This is a genomic window from Nocardia sp. Tas62D01 (assembly GCF_055232035.1).
The window spans coordinates 3,695,834-3,716,146 of record NZ_JBUYUZ010000001.1 but is presented as its reverse complement, the minus strand read 5'-3'; the positions used below and the strand labels follow the sequence as shown (position 1 = coordinate 3,716,146).

The following is a 20,313-nucleotide window of genomic DNA, read 5'->3' as shown; positions in this document are numbered from 1 at the left end:
GATAGCCTTCTGGCCATGGGGCGTTTCTGTGGATTCCTGGCTGGAATCGTGGCGGTATCGCTGGTAGCGGGGGGCGTGTTCGCCGGGGGTGCTCAGGCGACCCCGACCGAGCAGGTCGAATGCGGGGTGTCCTCCGGGCGGGAGCCGGAGCGGGCCGCACCGGAACAGGTCGGTCTGGATTCGCAGCGGCTGGCGGAGGCGTTGGCGTTCGCGGGTGGGCGAAATCGGTTTAATGTCCAAGTTTTTCGCCACAATTGCCTGATCGGCGAGGGACCGACGAACGAGCAGACCGGGAATGTCGCGTGGAATGTCTGGAGCGCGACCAAGAGCGTCGTCTCCATTCTCGCCGGGATGGCGTGGGACCAAGGCAAACTCGATATCGATGCGCCGATCGATCAGTATCTGCCGCCCGGGCTCGGCGACGCGGCGCATCGGTCGATCACCGTGCAGAACCTGCTCACCGAGACGTCGGGCATGAAGGTCGGGGTGCTCACCGAGGGCATTACCGGGGTGATTCCGCTCGATCCGAACAGCGCGATGCAGGCGCTCGGAGTGCCGCTGGACAACCCGCCGGGCACGGTCTTCAGCTACAGCCAGCGCAATGTCGATCTGCTCGCGTACGTCATCGAACTCGCGGTCGGCGAACCGTTGCAGGAATTCGCGCAGCGCGAGTTGTTCGATCCGCTCGGCATCGCCCGCAGCGACTATTACTGGGCACGCGACCGCGCCGGACATACCTACGGCTACGCGCACCTGATGATCCCGCCGAACGACTTCGCGAAGCTCGGGCTGCTGCTGAGCAACGACGGACGTTGGGGTGCCCAGCAACTCGTATCGCGGGCCTACCTGCGCCAGGCGCGGCAGCCGTCACCGGCGAATAAGTGCTACGGGTATCTCTTCTGGCTCGGGCCCGCGTGCGCGGAGACCGCGGCCTTCCTGCCCGCCGACGTGTATTCGATGTCCGGGCTCGGCCTGCAGAACGTCTTCATCATCCCCAGCCTGGATTTGACGGTGGTCTGGACCGGGGTCTTCGGCAACGTCAGCAACGAGGGCCTGTCCGGAATCGTTCAGAACACTTCGGAATTGCCGCACGAGTTCTTCCGCAGGCTGTTCGCGGCGTTCGACGACAATCCGGTACCCGATCCCGGCCCGTATGTCGAGCCGCCGCTGCGACTGGATCCCAGCCGGTTCGTGGATACCAATATCCTGCTCGCGGTATTCGGGATCGGGCCGTCCGCGTATCCGGGATGCAATGTCTTCGCCTGTTTAAACTATCCGTTGGCGCCGCCGTTCGCGGATACCGCGCCGGGCTGCGCCATTCTGGCCTGCCTCGGACCCGGTCCGCGGACGCCGGGCATCCGCTGAATCACACCGGGAGTTCCCACACCCGGAAACACGGTGTAGTCACTGAGGCCGTAGAGCACTGCCGAGGATGCGACGCCGACCGACGCATCAGCGGCAGGGACAATCCGGTCCCGGAAGTACACATGGGCATGAGGGTTCGCCATCGGCGCAGGCTATCAGCCGAGACAGCGGTCGAGCGAGCCTATTTCAACGGCCGCGGATCGACCGGTTTCGGCATGGTCACCCACGCTCCGAGCATGGGCGACCAGCTGTCGATCAGCCTTCGGCGAGCCGGGACGCCCGTGCCGTATCCATATAGTCGCGGAACAGCGACACCTTGCCGTCGCGCACTCGAATGACATTGACGGAGGTACGAACCCGGGCCCGCTCGGCGCCGGGGATCGTCATGTCGACCTCGTTCTCCACCAGTACCACCTCGGGATCGGTGGTTTCGTACACCTGGGGATAGATCCCGTGTACCTCGATGCCCGAGATGCCCGACCAGCGCTGCGCGAGATGTGCGCGAATCTCCTCGTGCCCGACCAGCCGGGCCGGCACGCCGGGAATCGGGAAGGGAATCTCGAACACCGCGTCGGGGGTCAACATGTCGACGAACGCGTCGGCATCACGCGCAGGCAGACTCTTAAACATCCGTTCAACCAGTTCACGCGGGCTTTCCACCGAAAACTCCACCATGAAACACCTCTTTCAGAGAAGCGGAACGTATAGCCCGTTTATTATTCGGAACGATCGCCCCGTTTGTCAATGGCATAGGTAGACTCAGCTTTCGTGACCGATCCAGCGAAGGAGCCCCGCACCCTGCGCGCCGACGCGCGCCGCAACCGCGACCGCGTGCTCGCCGCCGCACAGGAAGCGTTCGCGGCGGAAGGATTGGCGGTGCCCCTGGACGAGATCGCCCGTCGCGCCGGTGTCGGCGCCGGCACCGTCTACCGGCACTTTCCGACGAAAGAGGCACTCTTCGAAGCCGCGATCGTGGACCGCACCGAGCGCATGATCGAGCAGGCCCGCGAGTTATCCACAGCCGACGACCCCGGCCGCGCCTTCTTCGAGTTCCTCGGGCGCATGGTGATCGAGGGCGGTATGAAACGCGACCTCGCCGACGCCGTCGGCGGCCACACCGCTCCGGAAAACCTCAAGCCGGTGCGCGAAATGAGCAGGGCGATCAGCGAATTACTCACCCGCGCCCAGCAGTCCGGCGCCGTGCGCACCGATATCGACATCGACGACCTGATGCGAATCATCAAGGGCGCGTTCCTCGCCGCCCAGAGCACGGGCGCCGACGCCGATCAACGGCAGCGCGCCTTCACCGTCGTCTTCGACGGGCTACGCAGCCGCTGATCGAAGCAGTCGGCGCGCACCGACGTCAATACACAACAGGCAGCCGTAACGCCGAACGACGCGGTGGTCCAACCGATGTGGACAATCCCGCGCCGTTCGAGGTCATGCGTTCGAGGTGCCGCCGACCGGACTCAGCGGTCGGCGAGCAGGACCTCGGCGATCTGGATGGTGTTGAGGGCGGCGCCTTTTCGGAGGTTGTCGCCGGAGACGAACAGAGCGAGGCCACGGCCGTCCGGGACACCGGGATCCTGGCGGATGCGGCCGACGAGGGACTCGTCGATGCCCGCCGCCTGCAGCGGCGTCGGGACGTCGACGAGCTTGACGCCGGGGGCCTTGGCCAGCAGTTCCTGCGCGCGCTCGACCGAAATCGGTTCGGCGAATTCGGCATTGATCGCCAGCGAGTGACCGGTGAAGACCGGCACCCGCACGCAGGTGCCGCTGACCAGCAGCTCGGGCAGGCCGAGAATCTTGCGGCTCTCGTTGCGGAGCTTCTGGTCCTCGTCGGTCTCGCCGGAGCCGTCGTCGACGAGCGCACCGGCCAACGGGATCACATCGAAGGCGATCGGCGCGACGTACTTGTTCGGCGCGGGGAATGCCACCGAACTACCGTCGTGCACCAGCTTTTCGGCATCGCCGACCACGGCGCGCACCTGCGAGGCCAGTTCCTCCACACCGGCGAGCCCGCTGCCGGACACCGCCTGGTAGCTGGAGATGATCAGGCGCTGCAGCCCCGCCACATCGTGCAGCGGCTTGAGCACCGGCATGGCCGCCATGGTCGTGCAGTTCGGGTTGGCGATGATGCCCTTGACCAGATTGCGGGTTTGCTCCGGGTTCACCTCGCTGACGACCAGCGGGACCTCGGGGTCCTTGCGCCAGGCCGAGGAGTTATCGATCACGGTGACACCGGCGGCCGCGAAACGCGGTGCCTGCACGCGGGACATGGTCGCGCCCGCGGAGAACAGCGCGAGATCAAGGCCGGACGGATCGGCGATCTCGGTGTCCTCGACCACGATCTCGCCGCCGCGCCACAGCAGCGTCTTACCCGCCGAGCGCGACGAGGCGAAGAACCGGATCTCGTCGGCCGGGAAGTTGCGCTCCTCCAACAGTTTTCGCATGACGGCGCCGACCTGTCCGGTCGCGCCGACAACGCCTACCCGTACGCCCATGAGCTATCGCCCCGTTCCCGCGTGCACGACGGCGACCTCGTCGCCGCCCAGATCGAAGGCCCGGTGCAGCACCTTGACGGCCTCGTCCAGTTCGGAATCCCGCACCAGCACCGAGATTCGGATCTCCGAGGTGGAGATCAGGTCGATGTTGACGCCCGCATCGGCCAGCGCCTCACAGAAGGTGGCGGTGACGCCAGGGTGGCTCTTCATGCCCGCACCGACCAGCGACACCTTGCCGATGTGATCGTCGTAAAGCACCTGGGCGAAACCGATTTCGCTCTGCCGCTTGGTCAGCATCTCCACTGCGCGGGCACCATCGGTCTTGGGCAGGGTGAAGGTGATGTCGGTCTTGCCCGTATCGATCTTGGAAATGTTCTGCAGCACCATGTCGATGTTGATCTCGGCATCGGCAATGGCGCGGAACACCTTTGCCGCGTAGCCGGGCTCGTCCGGCAGTCCGACCACGGTCACCTTGGCCTCGCTGCGGTCGTGCGCGACGCCCGTGAGGAGTGCTTTCTCCAAGGGGATGTCCTCCATAGATCCGTAAACGTAGGTGCCGGGCTTGTCGGTGTAGGACGAGCGCACATGCACGGGAACGTTGTAGCGGCGCGCGTATTCCACGCAGCGCAGCATCAGAACTTTCGCGCCGCAGGCCGCGAGTTCCAGCATCTCCTCGTAGGAGACCTGCTCGAGTTGCTGCGCGTCGGGCACGATCCGCGGGTCGGCGGTGAAGACGCCGTCCACGTCGGTGTAGATCTCGCAGACGTCGGCCTCCAGCGCCGCGGCCAGTGCGACCGCGGTGGTGTCGGAGCCGCCGCGGCCTAGTGTGGTGACGTCCTTGCTGTCCTGGCTGACACCCTGGAAGCCTGCGACCAGCACGACGAGTCCCTCGTCGAGTGCGCTGCGCAACCGGCTCGGGGTGACGTCGATGATCTTCGCGTTGCCGTGCGCACCGGTGGTGATCACGCCGGCCTGCGAGCCGGTGAACGAGCGGGCCTCGGCACCGAGTGAATGAATGGCCATGGCCACCAACGCATTGGAGATGCGCTCACCGGAGGTGAGCAGCATGTCCATCTCTCGGGCCGGTGGCACGGGCGCCACCTGTTGAGCCAGGTCCAACAGTTCGTCGGTGGTGTCACCCATCGCCGAGCAGACGACCACCACATCGTGGCCCTGCTTCTTCGTCTCGACGATCCGTTCAGCGACGCGCCGGATGCGCTCGGCGGTTGCTACCGAGGATCCTCCGTACTTCTGAACAACGAGAGCCACGACAGGGTCCTCCAAGATCGACAATCAGCTGCTGACAGCCACCAAGACTACCGACCCGGGTCCAGCGGATTTGCCCCCACCTCTCAGGGGACGAGTACCGAAGGGGCCATTCGCGAATCGAACTTAGTCGAAAGGATTACCAGCAGCCAGCCGTATTTGGTGTTCTGGAAGGCGGCGAACAACCATTCGCCGTCCTGCCGCACCGCCACCGAGGTCTGCACCTTGGTGTTGCGACGGGTGCGCCGCTTGTTCCCCTTCACCACCGCGCCCACGCTGTGCACCAGCGCCACGTCCGGCGTCACGAAGCGCAGCTGGGTGATCGCGCTGTCGAGGTGCGATCCCTTCTGGAACTTCTCGAACAGCGGCGTGTGGCAGGCAACGATCGCCTCCCGCCCCTTGTAGTGGGTGCCGAGGAAGCTGACGTAGTCCGCGTCCGGCGTGAACGCCGTGGCGTAGGTCTTGGCGTCGCCCGCGGCCCATGCCGCGTTCATCCGGTCGAACAGACGGTGGATGGCGGCCTCGTCGGTGTGCTGGTCGATGGTCATGGCGTTCCTCTCGGTACAATCTGATCAGATCATCAACTGAATCAGTCAATAGTTGATTGAGTAAGATACTTATCGAGTGAGATGAGGATGTCAAGAGATGCCGAAGCATGCGGATTTGTCAGCAGCGCTGACCATTGCGGCCCAGCAGAGCGCCAACGACGGCGTGATGATGCATCAGGCGGTCGCGGATCGACTCGGCATGCACGTAACCGACCTGCGCTGCCTGAACATGCTTCGACTCGGCGGTGCCGCCACCGCGGGTGAACTCGCCACGCGCACCGGGCTGACCACAGGTGCCATCACCCGGATGATCGATCGGCTGCTCAGGGGTGGTTTCGTGCGGCGCGAGCACGACGATCAGGACCGACGGCGGGTGATCATCACCGCCGTCCCCGAGCGCATCGACGAGATCGCGCCACACTACGAGATGCTCGCGAAGGAATTCGCCGACACGATGTCCGACTACACCGACGAACAGCTCGAGCTGATTCTCGAGCTGTTCCAGCGCTTGCACGAGACGTCGATGCGGGTGACCGCGCGGCTACGCGACGGCGAGTCCGGTTGAGCGACGCCACAACCGCACGCACGATGGAGCTATGAAGAGCACCGTGATCGACGTGGCCACGGGCCGCAGCGAAGTCGTCTACGACATCACCGCCCAGTGCGCGCGGTTCGCGCGGGCAGCGGGCGGCGACGGGTTGCTGCACGTATTCGTGCCACACGCAACCGCGGGGATCGCGGTGATCGAGCTGGGTGCGGGCAGCGATGACGACCTGCTCGCCGCCCTGCGCGACCTACTGCCCGCCGATGACCGGTGGCGGCACGCGCACGGCTCCCGCGGCCACGGCCGCTCGCACGTCATGCCCGCACTGATCCCGCCCTACGCCACCATCCCGGTCATCGACGGAGCTCTGACGCTGGGCACTTGGCAGTCGATCGCCCTGGTCGACCTCAATGTCGACAATCCAGACCGACAGGTGCGCCTGTCGTTGCTCACCAGCGCCTGAGATCAGGAATGGGCACGCCGCGCCGCGGCATCGAGCCGGGCAAGTTCGGTGCGGTTGGCGACACCGAGCTTGGCGTAGACGTGCGCCAGGTGGGTTTTGACGGTGCCACGGCTCATGAACAAACGAGCGGCGATGTCCGGGTTGGATAGCCCTTTCAGTCGAACTTCGATGCCGGGGACTCGGGCTCGGTCAGGCCCGGCTGAACCAGGTGACCTGCGCGCCGTTGCCGAATTCCTTGCGCTGCGTCGGCGCGAACATCGTCGGGCGGAATTCGCCGGAGAAGACCGGCACACCGCCGCCCGCGACGACCGGATAGCTCTTGATGATCAGCTCATCCAGCTCGCCGAGCAGTTGCGCGGCAAGCTTGCCGCCGCCGCAGAGCCAGATATCGCCGCCCGCCTCCGCTTTCAGGCGCCGCACCAGGCCAACCGGGTCGCTCTCGACCAACTCGACCTTCGGGTCTTCGATCCGGCCGAGCGCGCTCGACACGACGTATTGCCGCAGGTGCGCGTACGGGCTGGTCACGCCGACAGCCAGGCCGGGTTCATAACTGCCTCGGCCCATCAGCACCGTGTCGCAGCGCTTATTGGGTTCGTCCAGCGCCATGCCCGCGTGCGAACGCAGATAGGAGGGGACGAACTCCGGATACTCCGCGTTGATCCAGGCCGCCATTTCGGCGTCGAACGGAAAGAAGTCGAACTCCCCTGCCGGACCGGCGATATAGCCGTCGAGCGTAATGCCGACGTAGTAAATAAGCTTTCGCATACCGCCTGATCCGTAGTACTCTGCTTAGAGTGATTTCGAATGTAGTACTACGAACGGAGTGGTGTCAAGTGCGGACCAACCCGGAACGACGGCAGGCGTTGCTCGACGCGGCGATCGAGGTGCTGGCCGACGAGGGGGCGCGCGGGCTGACGTTCCGCGCGGTGGACAAGGAGGCCGCCGTGCCCGCGGGGACGGCGTCGAACTACTTCGCCAACCGCGATGACCTGCTCACCCAGGCGGGCAGCCGGTTCTACGAGCGGCTGCAGCCGAGCGAGGCGACCATGGCCAAACTCACCGAGGGGCCGAAGACCCGCGCCAACATCACTGAACTGATGAAGGAGACCGTTGCGCGCATCGAGGCATTCCGCACCGGCTACCTGGCTCTGCTCGAACTCCGATTGGAGGCGACCAGGCGACCCGAACTGCGCGCCGTGCTGACCGAGCGGGTGCGCGCCGACATCGATTTCAACGTGCGCAACCACCTGGAATCCGGCATGCCGGGCGACGAGAAGTCGGTGTTGCTGCTCTACCTGGCGCTGAATTGGCTGATCGTAGACCGGCTGACGCTGCCCGAGGTCTTCACCGAGGAGCAGAGCCAGGAACTGATCGAGATGGCGGTCGAGCGGCTGATCGGTGCCGAAGCTTGACCAGTGCCTTGTGACACGCATCACTCCCATCCGATAATGGAGCCCATGATGGCAAATGTCGGAGACCAATTACTCGTGCACGGACACGTGGTGGGACAGGTTGATCGTCACTGCGAGATCATCGAAGTCCGCGGCCCCGCGGGCGCACCGCCCTACCTGGTGCGTTACGACGACGGGCACGAGTCGCTCGTGTTCCCGGGCTCGGACGCGGTCGTAGAGCCGAGGTAACCGAGATCGACGTGCGGGCGGCCTGGGACCGCCCATTGGATGACAAGACGGCTGGATCGACGATACTGCCGTCCGACTGATGCACGCTCGAAACTTGTTCGCCCAGTTCACGATCGATAGTTGCCGAGGCGCTGCCCGGCGCCGAAACCCGCCCGAAGTGGTCGCAGCCATTTTCCGAACAGTTGACGATCAGTTGTGTCGCTGGGCACAATCGGCCGATGCAGTTGAGCGGGGGCGGAGGTATGGATGCGTACAAAGACCGATATCCGATTCGTCGTTGATACCAACGCCGATCAGGTGATGGACGCTTTGGCGGCAGTTGAATCCCTCCCAGAATGGTCGACTTCCTATCTCGACGCCCGGGTCGCGACACGTGATGACGAAGGTCGACCGCGCCGGGTATTCGTCAAAGCGGAACTGATGGGCGGGTCGGATCTGCAAGTCCTGGAATACGACTGGACCGATCGTCGGTCCGAGTGGGAGGTCACCGACAGCACGCGCGGCGTCAAGGGCCGCGGCTGGTTCGAAATTTCCGACGGCGAGGACGGCGAGGACGGCACGCACGTCTGGTACCACGTCGAGCTCTACCTGCCGATTCCGGTTCCCGGGTTGCTGGTCAGCCGGACGCTGCGCCGTTCGAACCAGGAGGCGGTGGCGAACTTCATCGCATTCGCCGAGCGATTTCCAGAGACCGACACCTACGAGGCGATATAGCCGACGTATAACTCGTCACCGGCCCGACATGGCCGGTGAAAAAGCCCGGCGCGCAGCGTATCCAGCAGGCACCTGTCGCACCGGGGTGCGAATATGTGCAGCATGATCGGTTCCAAACGGGTTCGGTTCCAGCTGGTAGCCGAAGGCGCGTCGGTAACTCAGCTCGAGCTGTTCTTCGATCTCGTCCTCGTCTTCGCGTTCACCATGGTCACCGACCTGGCCGCGGGGGAGACCAGCGCGAAGAATCTCCTGCGCGCGACCCTGGTACTCGCCGTCATGTGGTGGGTCTGGATCGCCTACTCGTGGCTCGGCAATGTAGTGCGCGCCGACGAGGGCATCACCCGGGTGGCCATGTTCGCCGCGATGGGCGGCGTTTTCCTGACGGCACTCAGCATTCCGGAGGCATTCCACGATCTGCCCGGCGGCTGGTACGGGCCACTGGTTTTCGCGATCGCCTATCTACTCGTACGACTGGTGCACCTCGGCATGTTCTGGCTGGCCAGCACGCAGGACGCGCAATTGCGCGGGCAGGTGATGAGGTGGGGACTCGGTTCGATCACCATCGGCACCACGCTGCTGGTGATCGCGGCGATGACCTCGGGGCTGGTGCAGATCGCGCTGTGGATTGCCGCGATCGCCGGTGACATGCTGTGGACCCTGCTCGCGGGTGAGGACTGGCGAGTGAATTCCGCCAGTCATTTCTCCGAACGATACGGGCTGATCATCATCGTGGCGCTCGGCGAATCCATCGTCTCCATCGGCATCGGCGTCGCCGGGCTGCCGATCTCGTGGCCGATCGCGGTCGGCGCGCTGCTGGGTCTTGCGGTGTCGGGATTGCTGTGGTGGGCGTATTTCGATGTCGCGGCGCTGTCGGTGGAACACGAACTCGCGCACGCCGAGGGCGAGCGGCAGATCAAGATCGCTCGAAGTTCCTACACCTATTGGCATTTTCCGATGATCGTCGGGATCATCGCGCTGTCGCTCGGGTTGAAGAAGGTGCTCTATTACGTCGGCGACGCGTCGCACCACAGCCTGAAGGACGCGTTATACGGCATACCGCTGTTCACGCTGTACGGCGGCGTGGTGTTGTATCTGCTCGCACTGGTCGGGTTCAAGCACTACGCGACCGGCTCGGTCACCGTGGTGCGGTTGGTGGCCGCCGCGCTGCTGCTCGCGCTGATCCCGCTGGCCGCCGCGCTGCCCGCGCTCGCCGCGCTGTCGATGCTGTGCGCGGTGCTGGTCGCGCTGATCCTCTTCGAGATGACCAGGTACGCGCGGCCGCGTGACGAAATCAGGCACGCGGTACACGACTGAGCTGATGTCGCACCGATAATTCGGGCGGTGTCGGACCGTACGCGGACGGCTCGAGGCGGACCCCGGCATGCACCGCGGTCCTGATCTGATCGATGTTCTCCCGCAACATGTCCGAAACGAGTTCGTCGGTGCGCGGATCCTCCAGCACCTGGAACACGATGCGAAATGTGGTGTCGGCGATCAGGCGGATGATGTCGTCGTGGAACGGGATGTAGCGCACCCGCCCGGCCTGCGGGTCCTTCTTGATGAGCTCGAGAATCATCTCGTCCATTTCGGCGCGATTCTCTTGCAGCGCGGCCGCGATATTGCGGGTGTAGTGGCCTGACCGCAGCACGTGCGCGACCTCGTCGAGCACCGCGATGGTCATCGGTCGCTTGATGATCTCCACGATGGTTTTCACGAACCGGTTGACCACGGCGGCGGTCACCCGGTCGCCGAGGGCCCGGTCGGCGACCCGGCCGACGCGGACCGCGATCACCACGATCCGCAGCAATCGGAACCCGCGCAAGAACGGGCTGGTCACCGGGATCATGCCCAGTACCTCGTACCAGTAGATGAAGGGGAACGTCCACGGCCAGCCGGCCCGGTGCCAGCGCCACAGGAACTCAGCGGCGAACACCGCGCACACCGAGTAGTCGATGATCACGATCACCCGATAGGTATTCGCGGCGACCGGGAAGAAGGTGATCCACGCGACGAGCACCACCGAGACGATGGCCAGCGCCAGCATCACAAAGTCCGTCCACAGCGCAGGCGGCTTGCGTGGATAGTCGTCCGGCTCCGGCGCTACATCGAAACCCGAGACGGTGGTCGGAGCTACCACGAGAAGATCCCTTCGACGCCGAACAGTGAGGCCGAGGGTAGTACTGAGGGCAAGTCGACCACCTCGGAGCGAGTCTTACGAGCGATGTTCGCGGCCGGCTTGCCTTCGCCGGCCGCGAACTCTGCAGCGCCGCAGGCGCTGCAGAGTGTTACTTACCGGCGCGGATGACGGCTTCGATATTGCGCTCGGCGAGGGCGGTGATGGTCAGCGACGGGTTGACGGTGCCGGTGCTGCCGGGGATGGCGGCGCCGTCCATGACGTACAGGCCGGGGTGGCCGTGCACGCGGCCGTTGCCGTCAGTAGCCTTGCCGAGCACCGCACCACCCAGCGGGTGGGCAGTGAACAGCGCGTTCGCGGCGTAGCCGAGCGTGCCGTAGTCGACGAGGGCATCGGAATGTTCGGCGATCCGGTGGTCGATCGCGCGGGCGGCGGCCATCGTGTCGTCCCGATTCTTGGTCGACCAGGACAGCCCGACCCGGTTGCTCGCCCGGTCGTAGCCGAAGCGGGCGCGGACCGGATCGAGCACCATGCCGAGTGAGGCAAGCGCACCGGTCTCGAAGGGAATGCCGGGGATATACCAACTTTCGAGTGTGAGCGGCACGGCCGATTCGTCGAAGATCCGGCTCACGCTCGGCACACCCTGACCGAGACCGGCCAGCTGACTCGCGCCGCGGGCGAGCACCACGTCACCGTTGGTGCCCCAGCCGTCGCCGATGTGTTCGTTGAGGTGCGGCAGGGTTCCGGTGGCCTGGGCGCGGACCAGCAGCTCGGAGGTGCCGACCGAGCCCGCGCCGAGGAACAGGCGATCGCAGGTGAGGGTGCGGGTGCCGAGCACGTCGCCGGTCGGTGCGAGTTTGGTGACGGTGACCGAATACCGCCCGCCGGGTTCCTGCGCGATGGCGTCGACCCGGTGGCCGGGGAACACCGCTGACTTGCCGGTGTCCTGTGCGTATTTCAGGTAGTTCTGGTTGAGATCGAACTTCGCGCCGTTGGAGTTGCCCAGGTTGCTGCGGGCCACCGTCGCCGACGGGCGGCTGCTGCCCGCGAGTTCGGCGCGCAAAATGTCCCAGGTGAAGATCGAGTCGTTGGCCTGCGGCTGGTATCCGGCCCTGCGCACCTGTTCGTCCCAGGCGCGGGAATGGGTGAACGGCGACGACGCGTAGACGTCCGACGGAATCGTGCTGAGCCGCAACATCTCTCGCACCCGCGGGTAGTAGACCCGATCCATCTCGCCGTAGTCGACGGTGCCGCCGAAAACGTGATCGAAGAAGCGGCGCTCCGGCGCGACCATAGCGCCGGTGAAGATCACCGAGCCGCCGCCGACCGCCGCGGCCCGCCACACGTCGATGCCCGGGTATTCGGTGCAGTCCAGCACGCCACCGAAACTGGCGAACCGCATCTGCACCTTGGTGACGCCGGTGAAGTTGGTGCGATGCCAGAAGCCGCGGCCGTCGGGCAGGTCGTCGCCGGTGAAGATCTCCCGCCACGGGTCGTTGGGCCAGCGCGAGCCGCGCTCGAGCACGGTGTTTGCAACGCCTGCCTGCGCGAGGCGCAGCGCGGTGACCGCTGCCCCGAAACCGGAACCGATTACGATCGCGGGCGAATGCTCGGGCGGATCAGGCAGTGGCGCAAAGATTTCCGGCACCCAGCCGCGAAACAAGCCCTCCCAGATCGGGTCGGCCGCGGCAGTCCCCCCACTCAACGCCGTGCCGGCGACACCGAGCAATGCTGCCGTACTCGCTGCCTTGAAAAAGGCACGTCTATGCACCAGCCACCTCCCTCATCACGCATGGCCGAGCGCAGACTACCGGGATTCGGTAGCGCTGAACAGAGATCGGGTGGACGGCGCCGACGCGACATCCGTCACTCGAAGGGCAGTCGATCGGCCTTGCACGAGGTACCGGGATCGGGTAGTTGCAGATCTATTAAATAGCGCTGTTGCAGCTTGCTGGTGCAATCGCCGGTCGGATCGTGCCCGCGTCCATCGACGACGACCAGTCGGGCATTGCCCAATGCTTGCTGCGCGCGCCGCGCGAACGGCACCGGGGTCACCGGATCGAACCGGTTGTTGATCAGCAGCGCCGGGACGTCGGAGCGCAGCGTCCACGGGCCGGTGTAGCGCTGTGGATAACCGTTCTGCGGCGTCGGCCACGCGGCGCAGGGCTGACGCATGTACAACCAGAACGCGGCGTAAGTCGGTGCGGTACCAGCGAATTCGCGTGCCAGCACGGGCCACTGTTCCGGTTGTCCCGGAAGTGTGCTGTCCGCGCAGGTAATTGCGGTGAAGGAGTCGAGGAAGTCGAAGGAGAAGGGGGCCGAGGCAAGTACCTCGCGCACGACATCGGGATTACCGTTCGCGCCACGCTCCAGTTCGGCAAGCAAATCGGCCAGTCCGAACCAGCCGCGCTGCGAGTCGTACAGCATGATCGCGTGCGCTTGGACGGCATCCCCGTAACTCACCTGCGCCGCGGTCTCGCCCTTCCCGACCACGATGGGTCCCTGCCGCAGCCGATCCAGCAGTGCGCGATCGCGCGCTCGGACATCCTCGCCCGCGAACGCACATTTCGGCTGACCCGCTTGCGTGCACAACCGGAAGAATTCGCCGAGCACTTCCTCGGTACCCGCCGCCGTATCGGCGACCGCGGCGCTGGAGTCGTTGGTGTATGCCTCCGGATCCATCATCGCGCTGAGTTGTAGTGCCCGAACCCGCTCGCCGAACAACGCGCCGTAGACCTCGCCGAGGTAGCTGGCGTAGGAACCGCCCTGGTAGGACAGCTTCGCGTCACCGACCGCGCGACGCAGCAGGTCCATATCGCGGGCGGCGTCGACGGTGGTGAGGTGCGCGATCAGCGCACCGTCGTGGGCGGCGCAGCCCGCCGCGAGCGCCCGACTACCGCGTTCGGCGGCGCGTTCCTGCTCGGGGTTCGCCGGCGGTTGCGGGGAATTCAGCCAGAACCGTTGCTGCTCATCGGCATTGGCGAAACAGCGGACCTGCGCGCTGCGGCCGATCCCACGCTGGTCGAAGGTCACCACATCGAAGCGGCGACTGAGCTCACCGGGAAACAGTTCACCCTGGCGCGCCCACGTGAATCCCGATCCGCCCGGCCCGCCGACCGCGGTGAACAGGGTGCCGATGCGATGCTCCGGATCGGTGGCGGGCTGCCGGAGGACCGCGAGCGGCAGCGTCGGACCGTTGGGTTGCGCGTAGTCGAGCGGGACGTTCGCGGTCGCGCACTGATACCGGCTGAGCTCAGGTTCGACGCACGGCGACCAGTCCAGCCGCGGCGTCCGCACGGCATCTGCCTGGGCGACCAGCTCGGCGACCTTCGACTGCTGCTGCTCGGCTTGTTGCCGTGGCGACGAGCCGCACCCACCCAGCGCGGGCGCCAGCGCGACGAGCACACCGAATACGACGATCTTCGACTTACCCACAGTGATCATCCTGTGCGCACACCACCTCCGCGTCGTCCTCCTTTGTGACGAGATCGGCTGTGCCGCAGCGCCCGAAGCGATCCGCTAGGCCGGTCGAACCCGCCGCGGCCGCGCCACCAACTTGCCGCCGCAGTTCGGGCACCCACTGTTCACCGCCCGCGTGCACGCCTCGCAGAACGTGCACTCGTAGCTACAGATGTGTGCGGGCCCGTCGACTTCGAGCCCGGCCAGGCATCGCTCACACTCGGCTCGCATCTCCAGCGCCATCCGCCACTACCTTCAAGTAGACAAACCCGCGGGCCACTTCGCGCGATTTTCGCCGCATCGCACGGTATTGCCGCCACCGCGGCATGAATATTTCCGGCATGGCCTAGGTCATGAGCAGCCGGATCACCGCGATGGTGCCGACCACGACGATGACGCCGCGCAGCACGTTGGGCGACATACGCCTGCCCATCTTGGCGCCGAGCTGCCCGCCGATGACCGAACCTACGGCGATGAGCGCGACCACCGTCCAGTCGACGTCGGCGATCACCGTGAAGATGACCGCCGACACCGCGTTCACCAGCAGGCTGAGCACGTTCTTGACCCCGTTCAGGCGCTGGATGTCCTCGTGCACGAACACCCCGAGCAGCCCGATCAGCAACACGCCCTGGGCGGCGCCGAAGTAGCCGCCATAGATGCTGCACGCGAAAATCGCCACGAACAGGATCAGGCCGCCGTGCTCGGGCGCAGGACCGGTGTCGATCTCGCGGCGCCGCTTCACCCACCGCGCCAGCCGCTGCTGCACCACCACCAGGATCAGCGACGCGATGATCAGCACCGGCACGACCGCCTTGAAGGCGGTCGCCGGAAGTGTCAGCAGCAGTACCGCGCCGGTGATACCGCCGAGCAGCGACGCGGTGCCCAGCCGCAGCAGTCTGGCCCGCTGCCCTTCGAGCTCGCGGCGGTACCCGATCACGCCGCTGATCCCGCCCGATACCACGCCGATGGTGTTCGACACGTTCGCCGTCACCGGCGGCAGCCCGAAAGCGAGCAGCACCGGAAAGGTGATCAGGGTGCCCGAGCCCACGATGGTGTTGATACCGCCCGCCGCGATGCCCGCACCGAAGACGGCCAGTTGTTCCAGCCAGGTCATAAAGAAACAGTTCCTTCGACGTACCGTGGGACCAAGTCCGTACAAGCGTTGGTGCCCGGCGCCGAACGAACGCTATAGGTAACGCCGGATGACCGGACGACTGGACCGGACTTTCAGGTCGGTATTGCGACACGGTAAGGTCGCGGACATCATGCAGCGGGCACTTCTTCTCGGCCGCCGCGACGGGGTCTGATCCGACCGGCCTCCCGTCGCGGGGTTCTGCTGCGCCGGTCGACCCTTGACATGGGATCCACCACACCCCACGGAGATACCGAATGTCCCCCGCCGACGCCTTCGTATCCGGCTCACGCACCATCGTGCCGCCGTCGAAGCCCGCCAACGCCGACCAGCCCGGCTGGAACGAGCAGAAGAACTCCTCGATGCCGACCTTCCGGTACCGGCCCTTCACCGAGGAGGTCGAGCCGATCACGCTGCCCGACCGCACCTGGCCGGACAAGATCATCGACCGCGCCCCCGGCTGGTGTGCCGTCGACCTGCGCGACGGCAACCAGGCGCTGATCGACCCGATGAGCCCCGCCCGCAAGCGCCGCATGTTCGACCTGCTGGTGCGGATGGGCTACAAGGAGATCGAGGTCGGCTTCCCGTCGGCCAGCCAGACAGATTTCGACTTCGTCCGCGAGATCATCGAGGACGGCGCGGTCCCCGACGACGTCACCATCCAGGTGCTGACCCAGTGCCGCGCCGAGCTGATCGAGCGCACCTTCGAGGCCTGCGCCGGCGCGACCAACGTGATCGTGCACTTCTACAACTCGACCTCGGTCCTGCAGCGGCGTGTGGTGTTCCGTGCGGACCAGGCCGCGGTGAAGAAGATCGCCACCGACGCCGCGAAGCTGTGCCTGGAGATCGAGCAGAAGTACTCGGACACCAACTGGCGCTACGAGTACAGCCCGGAGTCCTACACCGGCACCGAGCTGAGCTACGCCAAGGAGGTCTGCGACGCGGTCACCGAGATCATCGCGCCGACCCCGGCCAAGCCGATGATCATCAACCTGCCCGCGACCGTGGAGATGGCGACCCCGAACGTCTACGCCGATTCGATCGAGTGGATGAGCCGCAATCTGGCCCGCCGCGATTCGATCGTGCTGTCGCTGCACCCGCACAACGACCGCGGCACCGCCGTCGCCGCCGCCGAGCTGGGCTACCAGGCCGGTGCGGACCGCATCGAGGGCTGTCTGTTCGGCAATGGTGAGCGCACCGGCAACGTCTGCCTGGTGACCCTGGGGATGAACCTGTTCTCGCGCGGCGTCGACCCGCAGATCAACTTCTCCGATATCGACGAGATCCGTCGCACCGTCGAATACTGCAACCAACTGCCGGTGCACGAGCGCCACCCGTATGGCGGCGACCTGGTCTACACCGCGTTCTCCGGCAGCCACCAGGACGCCATCAACAAGGGCTTGGACGAGATGAAGGCGGCGGCCGACGCGGCCGGCTCCGACGTCGACGACATCACCTGGGAGGTACCGTACCTGCCGATCGACCCGAAGGACGTCGGCCGCACCTATGAGGCTGTCATCCGGGTCAACTCGCAGTCCGGCAAGGGCGGCGTCGCCTACATTATGAAGACCGATCACGGGCTGGCGCTGCCCCGGCGGCTGCAGATCGAGTTCTCCCAGGCGGTGCAGAAAATCACCGATGGCGAGGGCGGCGAGGTCACGCCGAAGGAGATGTGGGATGTCTTCGCCGACGAGTACCTGAGCCCGATCCGGCCGCTGGAGCGGATGCGGCAGAAGGTGACCGCGTCGGAAACCGATGGGGGCGTGGACTCCATCGTCGCCGTGGTCAAGGTGGACGGCGTCGAGCAGGAGATCAACGGCACGGGTAACGGGCCGCTCGCCGCGTTCGTCGAGGCGATCGCGACCGTCGGCTTCGATGTGCGCGTGCTGGATTACTCCGAGCACGCGATGTCCGCGGGCGACGACGCACAGGCCGCCGCCTATGTAGAGTGCGCGATCGGCGACAAGGTCGTCTGGGGCGTCGGCATCGCCACCTCCATCACCACCGCGTCACTGCGTGCCGTGGTATCCGCGGTGAACCGGGCCCACTGATCTCGACCTCGGAGTACGGTGAAAGCCGGATGCCCGATCGCGCAACGTGAAGTTGCCGACCCGGGCATCCGGCTCTCGAACTTGTTGGCAGAGACCAGCAATCGGACCACAATCGGCGGCGTGTCTTCCCGGCGCGTCCGCCGTCTACACTGCGGGGCGGGCCGCCGAACCCCGTGCTAGCTTTGACTCGCACTCAAGCGCCGAGCTCTCTGCTCGAATTCCCGAGCAGATGGGGGAACTGTGACTACCAACGACCACAACCCGACCTCTCCGCCCTGGCTGCAGAGTCATTCGGTGGACACGGCCGACGTCACCACCGAGTCCGCCGGAAACGCGGCGCTGGACGAGGCGGGCGAATCGTCGCCCGCCGATGTCTCGCCCGAGCCGATCGGCGACGCCGAAGCGCACGAGTCCGCCACGGCGGATGCCTCGGAAAGGTCCGGATCGGGTCAGCCGCAGGCGCCCGCGCAGCCGGAGCCGGAGCAATTCGCCGGTTTCCCGGCTGGAGCGGGATCGATGGAGCAGACCACGGCGTACCCGCAGGCCGCGGCGCCGACCTATGGACCGCCCGACGGCTTCGTGCCGCCCGGTCCGCAGGAAGTGTTCGCGCCGTACATCACTGGCCAGTTCGCGCAGCCGGCGCCCTACGCGGCGGAGCCGTACCAGCCCGGTCCTTATCAGCAGGATCCGTACCCCTACCAGCCCGGTGCGCCGGTCGGCCCGACCGAGAGCGGTAACCATCCGGTCCAGCCCACCCCTGAGCAGCACAACCAGTCGTATGGCGAGTACCGGCAGGAGATCGGCTCCGACGGGCTGGTCCGGCGGGTCTCGCACGACGAGGCCCAGCCCGATCAGCAGAGCGGCCCAATCTACAGTTGGGCGCCGCCGCCTCCGCCTCCGCCGATGCCGCAGCCCGCGCCGCAGCAGCCGATGTACCAGCAGCCCGGTCCGATGGGGCAGCCGCACATCGGACCGCCGCCCATCGGTCAGCCGCCCATCGGTCAGACCGGACCCACGGGTCAGGTGCCGCCGCCCGGTTGGCAAGGTGAACAACACAATCCGCACCAGCCGCAGCAGCCCTTCCAGCCGCAGCACATGCCGCAGCCGGGGCAGCCAGGGCATTCGGTCAACGACCTGAACCTGCTCAAGCGCGCCCGCAAGGCCCCGCGCAGCGGCTGGCGGCGAGCAGTGCACAAGGCCACCGGCGGCATGCTCAATCCCGGTGAGTCCTCGGCCGACGTCGTCTACCGCGATCTCGTCGAACGGGTGAATCAGCCGGTGCGCGGCGACTATCGGATCGCGATCCTCTCGCTCAAGGGCGGCGTCGGCAAGACGACGACAACGGTGGGCCTCGGGTCGACGTTCTCGACATTGCGTGGTGACCGGGTCATCGCGATCGACGCCAACCCCGACCTCGGCACGCTCGGGCACCGGATACCCCGCCAGACCCGCTCCACGGTCCGCAATCTGCTCGAAGACCCGCACATCACCAGGTACTCCGATGTCCGCGCACACACCTCGCAGGCGCCGAGCCGACTGGAAGTGCTTGCCAGCGAACAGGACCCGGCGGTCTCCGAGGCATTCAGCGAGGCCGACTATCGCCAGGCCATCGGCATCCTGCAGTCGTTCTACAACATCATCCTCACCGACTGCGGCACCGGTCTGATGCACTCGGCCATGGCGGGCGTGCTGGACATGGCCAGCTCGCTGGTGCTGGTCACCTCGCCGGCCATCGACGGCGCCCGCAGCGCCTCGGCGACGCTGGACTGGCTGGACCACCACGGCTACAGCAAGCTCGTCGAACGCACGGTGGTGGTGGTGAACGCGTCGCGGCGGGGCGCCTCCACCGTGGACCTCGACCAGCTGCGCAAGCTGTTTCTCGATCGCACCCGCGCGGTCCAGGTGGTCCCGTTCGACGACCACCTCGCCGAGGGCGCCGAAATCGACCTGGAATTGGTGAGCAAGCCGACCCGGCGGGCACTGCTGGAACTGGCGGCAATGGTGGCCGACGACTTCGTCTACGTCGGCTCCCAGCAGTACCGGCCCGGCCGGCACTAGGAGCTCGAAACTGGTGCGGTCCGGCGCTTATTGCGCCGGGCCGCGACTGTATTGAGTGCCTTCGTCCCAGGACTTCATCGATCACGCCGGGAGTTCGGGTTTCCGCGCCCCAGACGGGTTACCTCGACCCGATCGAACGGCTGCCGTCTCACGCGATCACCGCCATGCAACTTGACCGGCATCGACGCCGGTCGCGGCCATTTACCGGTCCTGCTGCGACTGATCGCGACCTTCGTCGGACACACGCCGAGCTGGTCGGAGTCGTGGCGGTTCGTTCGTTCGCACCCGGCCGCGCTGCCCGCGGTTTACGGTTAGGCGGCGGTAACCGGGGTTGGGTAGCCAGGCCCCGGGTAGGCCGCTTTACAGTGTGCAGTGCGTGTTAACAGGTCCCGAGGCTAGGCAGCAGAGTTGCGCATGGCAGAACAGCGGTGGACC

21 protein-coding genes are annotated in these 20,313 nt (G+C 66.1%); 10 read left to right on the top strand and 11 right to left on the bottom strand.

Annotated elements, in window-relative coordinates; genetic code table 11:
- Positions 1-15 precede the first annotated feature (15 nt).
- Positions 16-1,365 carry a serine hydrolase domain-containing protein gene (locus ACV7NQ_RS17995; RefSeq protein ID WP_463360739.1) on the top strand — a complete coding sequence of 450 codons (1,350 nt, stop codon included), beginning with the start codon at positions 16-18 and terminating at the stop codon, positions 1,363-1,365.
- Between the two features lie 255 nt (positions 1,366-1,620).
- Here ACV7NQ_RS17995 and ACV7NQ_RS17990 read toward each other — a convergent pair whose 3' ends face one another.
- Complete coding sequence (locus tag ACV7NQ_RS17990; protein ID WP_463360738.1) at positions 1,621-2,040, bottom strand: nuclear transport factor 2 family protein; 420 nt, start codon at positions 2,038-2,040, stop codon at positions 1,621-1,623.
- Positions 2,041-2,133: 93 nt separating this feature from the next.
- On the opposite strand from ACV7NQ_RS17990, the gene ACV7NQ_RS17985 reads away from it, so the two are divergent.
- Entirely contained in the window at positions 2,134-2,703 is a 570-nt protein-coding gene (locus ACV7NQ_RS17985) for a TetR/AcrR family transcriptional regulator (RefSeq protein WP_463360737.1), read from the top strand.
- Between the two features lie 131 nt (positions 2,704-2,834).
- On the opposite strand, the gene ACV7NQ_RS17980 is transcribed toward ACV7NQ_RS17985, so the two are convergent.
- From ACV7NQ_RS17980 to ACV7NQ_RS17970, 3 genes are all read right to left on the bottom strand, one after another.
- Positions 2,835-3,869, bottom strand: coding sequence for an aspartate-semialdehyde dehydrogenase (locus tag ACV7NQ_RS17980; RefSeq protein ID WP_463360736.1), 1,035 nt, complete (start codon positions 3,867-3,869; stop codon positions 2,835-2,837).
- A gap of 3 nt (positions 3,870-3,872) precedes the next feature.
- The gene (locus tag ACV7NQ_RS17975) at positions 3,873-5,138 is read right to left on the bottom strand and encodes an aspartate kinase (RefSeq protein ID WP_463360735.1); all 1,266 of its coding nucleotides are present in this window, start codon (positions 5,136-5,138) and stop codon (positions 3,873-3,875) included.
- Positions 5,139-5,221: 83 nt separating this feature from the next.
- Positions 5,222-5,683 (bottom strand): SgcJ/EcaC family oxidoreductase, encoded by a 462-nt coding sequence (locus tag ACV7NQ_RS17970; protein ID WP_463360734.1) that lies wholly within the window; start codon positions 5,681-5,683, stop codon positions 5,222-5,224.
- A 97-nt stretch (positions 5,684-5,780) separates the two neighbouring features.
- On the opposite strand from ACV7NQ_RS17970, the gene ACV7NQ_RS17965 reads away from it, so the two are divergent.
- Together ACV7NQ_RS17965 and ACV7NQ_RS17960 are read left to right on the top strand one after the other, a co-directional pair.
- The gene (locus ACV7NQ_RS17965; RefSeq protein ID WP_463360733.1) at positions 5,781-6,248 is read left to right on the top strand and encodes a MarR family winged helix-turn-helix transcriptional regulator; all 468 of its coding nucleotides are present in this window, start codon (positions 5,781-5,783) and stop codon (positions 6,246-6,248) included.
- 31 nt (positions 6,249-6,279) lie between these two features.
- Positions 6,280-6,690, top strand: a complete 411-nt coding sequence (locus tag ACV7NQ_RS17960; protein WP_463360732.1) for a YjbQ family protein — start codon at positions 6,280-6,282, stop codon at positions 6,688-6,690.
- 2 nt (positions 6,691-6,692) lie between these two features.
- Here ACV7NQ_RS17960 and ACV7NQ_RS17955 read toward each other — a convergent pair whose 3' ends face one another.
- Both ACV7NQ_RS17955 and ACV7NQ_RS17950 read right to left on the bottom strand, forming a co-directional pair.
- Positions 6,693-6,983: a response regulator transcription factor gene (locus tag ACV7NQ_RS17955; RefSeq protein ID WP_463360731.1), complete on the bottom strand. Its 291-nt coding sequence runs from the start codon at positions 6,981-6,983 to the stop codon at positions 6,693-6,695.
- Positions 6,880-7,455: a dihydrofolate reductase family protein gene (locus ACV7NQ_RS17950; protein ID WP_463360730.1), complete on the bottom strand. Its 576-nt coding sequence runs from the start codon at positions 7,453-7,455 to the stop codon at positions 6,880-6,882. The genes ACV7NQ_RS17955 and ACV7NQ_RS17950 overlap by 104 nt, the downstream gene beginning before the upstream one ends.
- 68 nt (positions 7,456-7,523) lie before the next feature.
- Between ACV7NQ_RS17950 and ACV7NQ_RS17945 the strand changes: the two genes are divergently transcribed.
- From ACV7NQ_RS17945 to ACV7NQ_RS17930, 4 genes are all read left to right on the top strand, one after another.
- A complete protein-coding gene (locus tag ACV7NQ_RS17945; RefSeq protein ID WP_463360729.1) occupies positions 7,524-8,102 on the top strand; it encodes a TetR/AcrR family transcriptional regulator in 579 nt (192 codons plus the stop codon).
- A gap of 48 nt (positions 8,103-8,150) precedes the next feature.
- Positions 8,151-8,330 carry a DUF1918 domain-containing protein gene (locus ACV7NQ_RS17940; RefSeq protein ID WP_463360728.1) on the top strand — a complete coding sequence of 60 codons (180 nt, stop codon included), beginning with the start codon at positions 8,151-8,153 and terminating at the stop codon, positions 8,328-8,330.
- A 246-nt stretch (positions 8,331-8,576) separates the two neighbouring features.
- On the top strand, positions 8,577-9,044 hold the full coding sequence (locus ACV7NQ_RS17935) for an SRPBCC family protein (protein ID WP_463360727.1): 468 nt from the start codon (positions 8,577-8,579) through the stop codon (positions 9,042-9,044).
- A 102-nt stretch (positions 9,045-9,146) separates the two neighbouring features.
- On the top strand, positions 9,147-10,358 hold the full coding sequence (locus ACV7NQ_RS17930) for a low temperature requirement protein A (RefSeq protein ID WP_463360726.1): 1,212 nt from the start codon (positions 9,147-9,149) through the stop codon (positions 10,356-10,358).
- Here the strand turns inward: ACV7NQ_RS17930 and ACV7NQ_RS17925 are convergent.
- The 5 genes from ACV7NQ_RS17925 to ACV7NQ_RS17905 all read right to left on the bottom strand — a co-directional run bounded on the left by ACV7NQ_RS17925 (position 10,336) and on the right by ACV7NQ_RS17905 (position 15,751).
- Positions 10,336-11,181, bottom strand: a complete 846-nt coding sequence (locus ACV7NQ_RS17925) for an ion transporter (protein WP_463360725.1) — start codon at positions 11,179-11,181, stop codon at positions 10,336-10,338. The genes ACV7NQ_RS17930 and ACV7NQ_RS17925 overlap by 23 nt on opposite strands.
- Before the next feature lie 148 nt (positions 11,182-11,329).
- Positions 11,330-12,949: a GMC oxidoreductase gene (locus tag ACV7NQ_RS17920; RefSeq protein WP_463360724.1), complete on the bottom strand. Its 1,620-nt coding sequence runs from the start codon at positions 12,947-12,949 to the stop codon at positions 11,330-11,332.
- A gap of 95 nt (positions 12,950-13,044) precedes the next feature.
- Positions 13,045-14,622, bottom strand: coding sequence for an alpha/beta hydrolase (locus ACV7NQ_RS17915; protein ID WP_463360723.1), 1,578 nt, complete (start codon positions 14,620-14,622; stop codon positions 13,045-13,047).
- 75 nt (positions 14,623-14,697) lie between these two features.
- Positions 14,698-14,868, bottom strand: coding sequence for a DUF1272 domain-containing protein (locus ACV7NQ_RS17910; protein WP_463365715.1), 171 nt, complete (start codon positions 14,866-14,868; stop codon positions 14,698-14,700).
- A gap of 115 nt (positions 14,869-14,983) precedes the next feature.
- The gene (locus ACV7NQ_RS17905; protein ID WP_463360722.1) at positions 14,984-15,751 is read right to left on the bottom strand and encodes a sulfite exporter TauE/SafE family protein; all 768 of its coding nucleotides are present in this window, start codon (positions 15,749-15,751) and stop codon (positions 14,984-14,986) included.
- 275 nt (positions 15,752-16,026) lie between these two features.
- Here ACV7NQ_RS17905 and leuA point away from each other — a divergent pair, with 275 nt between their 5' ends.
- Positions 16,027-17,820, top strand: coding sequence for a 2-isopropylmalate synthase (gene leuA / locus ACV7NQ_RS17900; RefSeq protein WP_463360721.1), 1,794 nt, complete (start codon positions 16,027-16,029; stop codon positions 17,818-17,820).
- Positions 17,821-18,060: 240 nt separating this feature from the next.
- Complete coding sequence (locus tag ACV7NQ_RS17895; protein ID WP_463360720.1) at positions 18,061-19,878, top strand: MinD/ParA family ATP-binding protein; 1,818 nt, start codon at positions 18,061-18,063, stop codon at positions 19,876-19,878.
- The last annotated feature ends 435 nt before the right edge of the window (positions 19,879-20,313 follow it).

What these genes read in the sequence shown, in the direction of transcription:
- ACV7NQ_RS17910 (WP_463365715.1), bottom strand. Translation starts at nt 14,868, where the DNA reads ATGCGAGCCGAGTGTGAGCGATGCCTGGCCGGGCTCGAAGTCGACGGG.
- ACV7NQ_RS17960 (WP_463360732.1), top strand. Translation starts at nt 6,280, where the DNA reads ATGAAGAGCACCGTGATCGACGTGGCCACGGGCCGCAGCGAAGTCGTC.
- ACV7NQ_RS17980 (WP_463360736.1), bottom strand. Translation starts at nt 3,869, where the DNA reads ATGGGCGTACGGGTAGGCGTTGTCGGCGCGACCGGACAGGTCGGCGCC.
- ACV7NQ_RS17930 (WP_463360726.1), top strand. Translation starts at nt 9,147, where the DNA reads ATGATCGGTTCCAAACGGGTTCGGTTCCAGCTGGTAGCCGAAGGCGCG.
- ACV7NQ_RS17995 (WP_463360739.1), top strand. Translation starts at nt 16, where the DNA reads ATGGGGCGTTTCTGTGGATTCCTGGCTGGAATCGTGGCGGTATCGCTG.
- ACV7NQ_RS17905 (WP_463360722.1), bottom strand. Translation starts at nt 15,751, where the DNA reads ATGACCTGGCTGGAACAACTGGCCGTCTTCGGTGCGGGCATCGCGGCG.
- ACV7NQ_RS17915 (WP_463360723.1), bottom strand. Translation starts at nt 14,622, where the DNA reads ATGATCACTGTGGGTAAGTCGAAGATCGTCGTATTCGGTGTGCTCGTC.
- ACV7NQ_RS17970 (WP_463360734.1), bottom strand. Translation starts at nt 5,683, where the DNA reads ATGACCATCGACCAGCACACCGACGAGGCCGCCATCCACCGTCTGTTC.
- ACV7NQ_RS17940 (WP_463360728.1), top strand. Translation starts at nt 8,151, where the DNA reads ATGGCAAATGTCGGAGACCAATTACTCGTGCACGGACACGTGGTGGGA.
- ACV7NQ_RS17990 (WP_463360738.1), bottom strand. Translation starts at nt 2,040, where the DNA reads ATGGTGGAGTTTTCGGTGGAAAGCCCGCGTGAACTGGTTGAACGGATG.
- ACV7NQ_RS17935 (WP_463360727.1), top strand. Translation starts at nt 8,577, where the DNA reads ATGCGTACAAAGACCGATATCCGATTCGTCGTTGATACCAACGCCGAT.
- leuA (WP_463360721.1), top strand. Translation starts at nt 16,027, where the DNA reads ATGTCCCCCGCCGACGCCTTCGTATCCGGCTCACGCACCATCGTGCCG.
- ACV7NQ_RS17965 (WP_463360733.1), top strand. Translation starts at nt 5,781, where the DNA reads ATGCCGAAGCATGCGGATTTGTCAGCAGCGCTGACCATTGCGGCCCAG.
- ACV7NQ_RS17950 (WP_463360730.1), bottom strand. Translation starts at nt 7,455, where the DNA reads ATGCGAAAGCTTATTTACTACGTCGGCATTACGCTCGACGGCTATATC.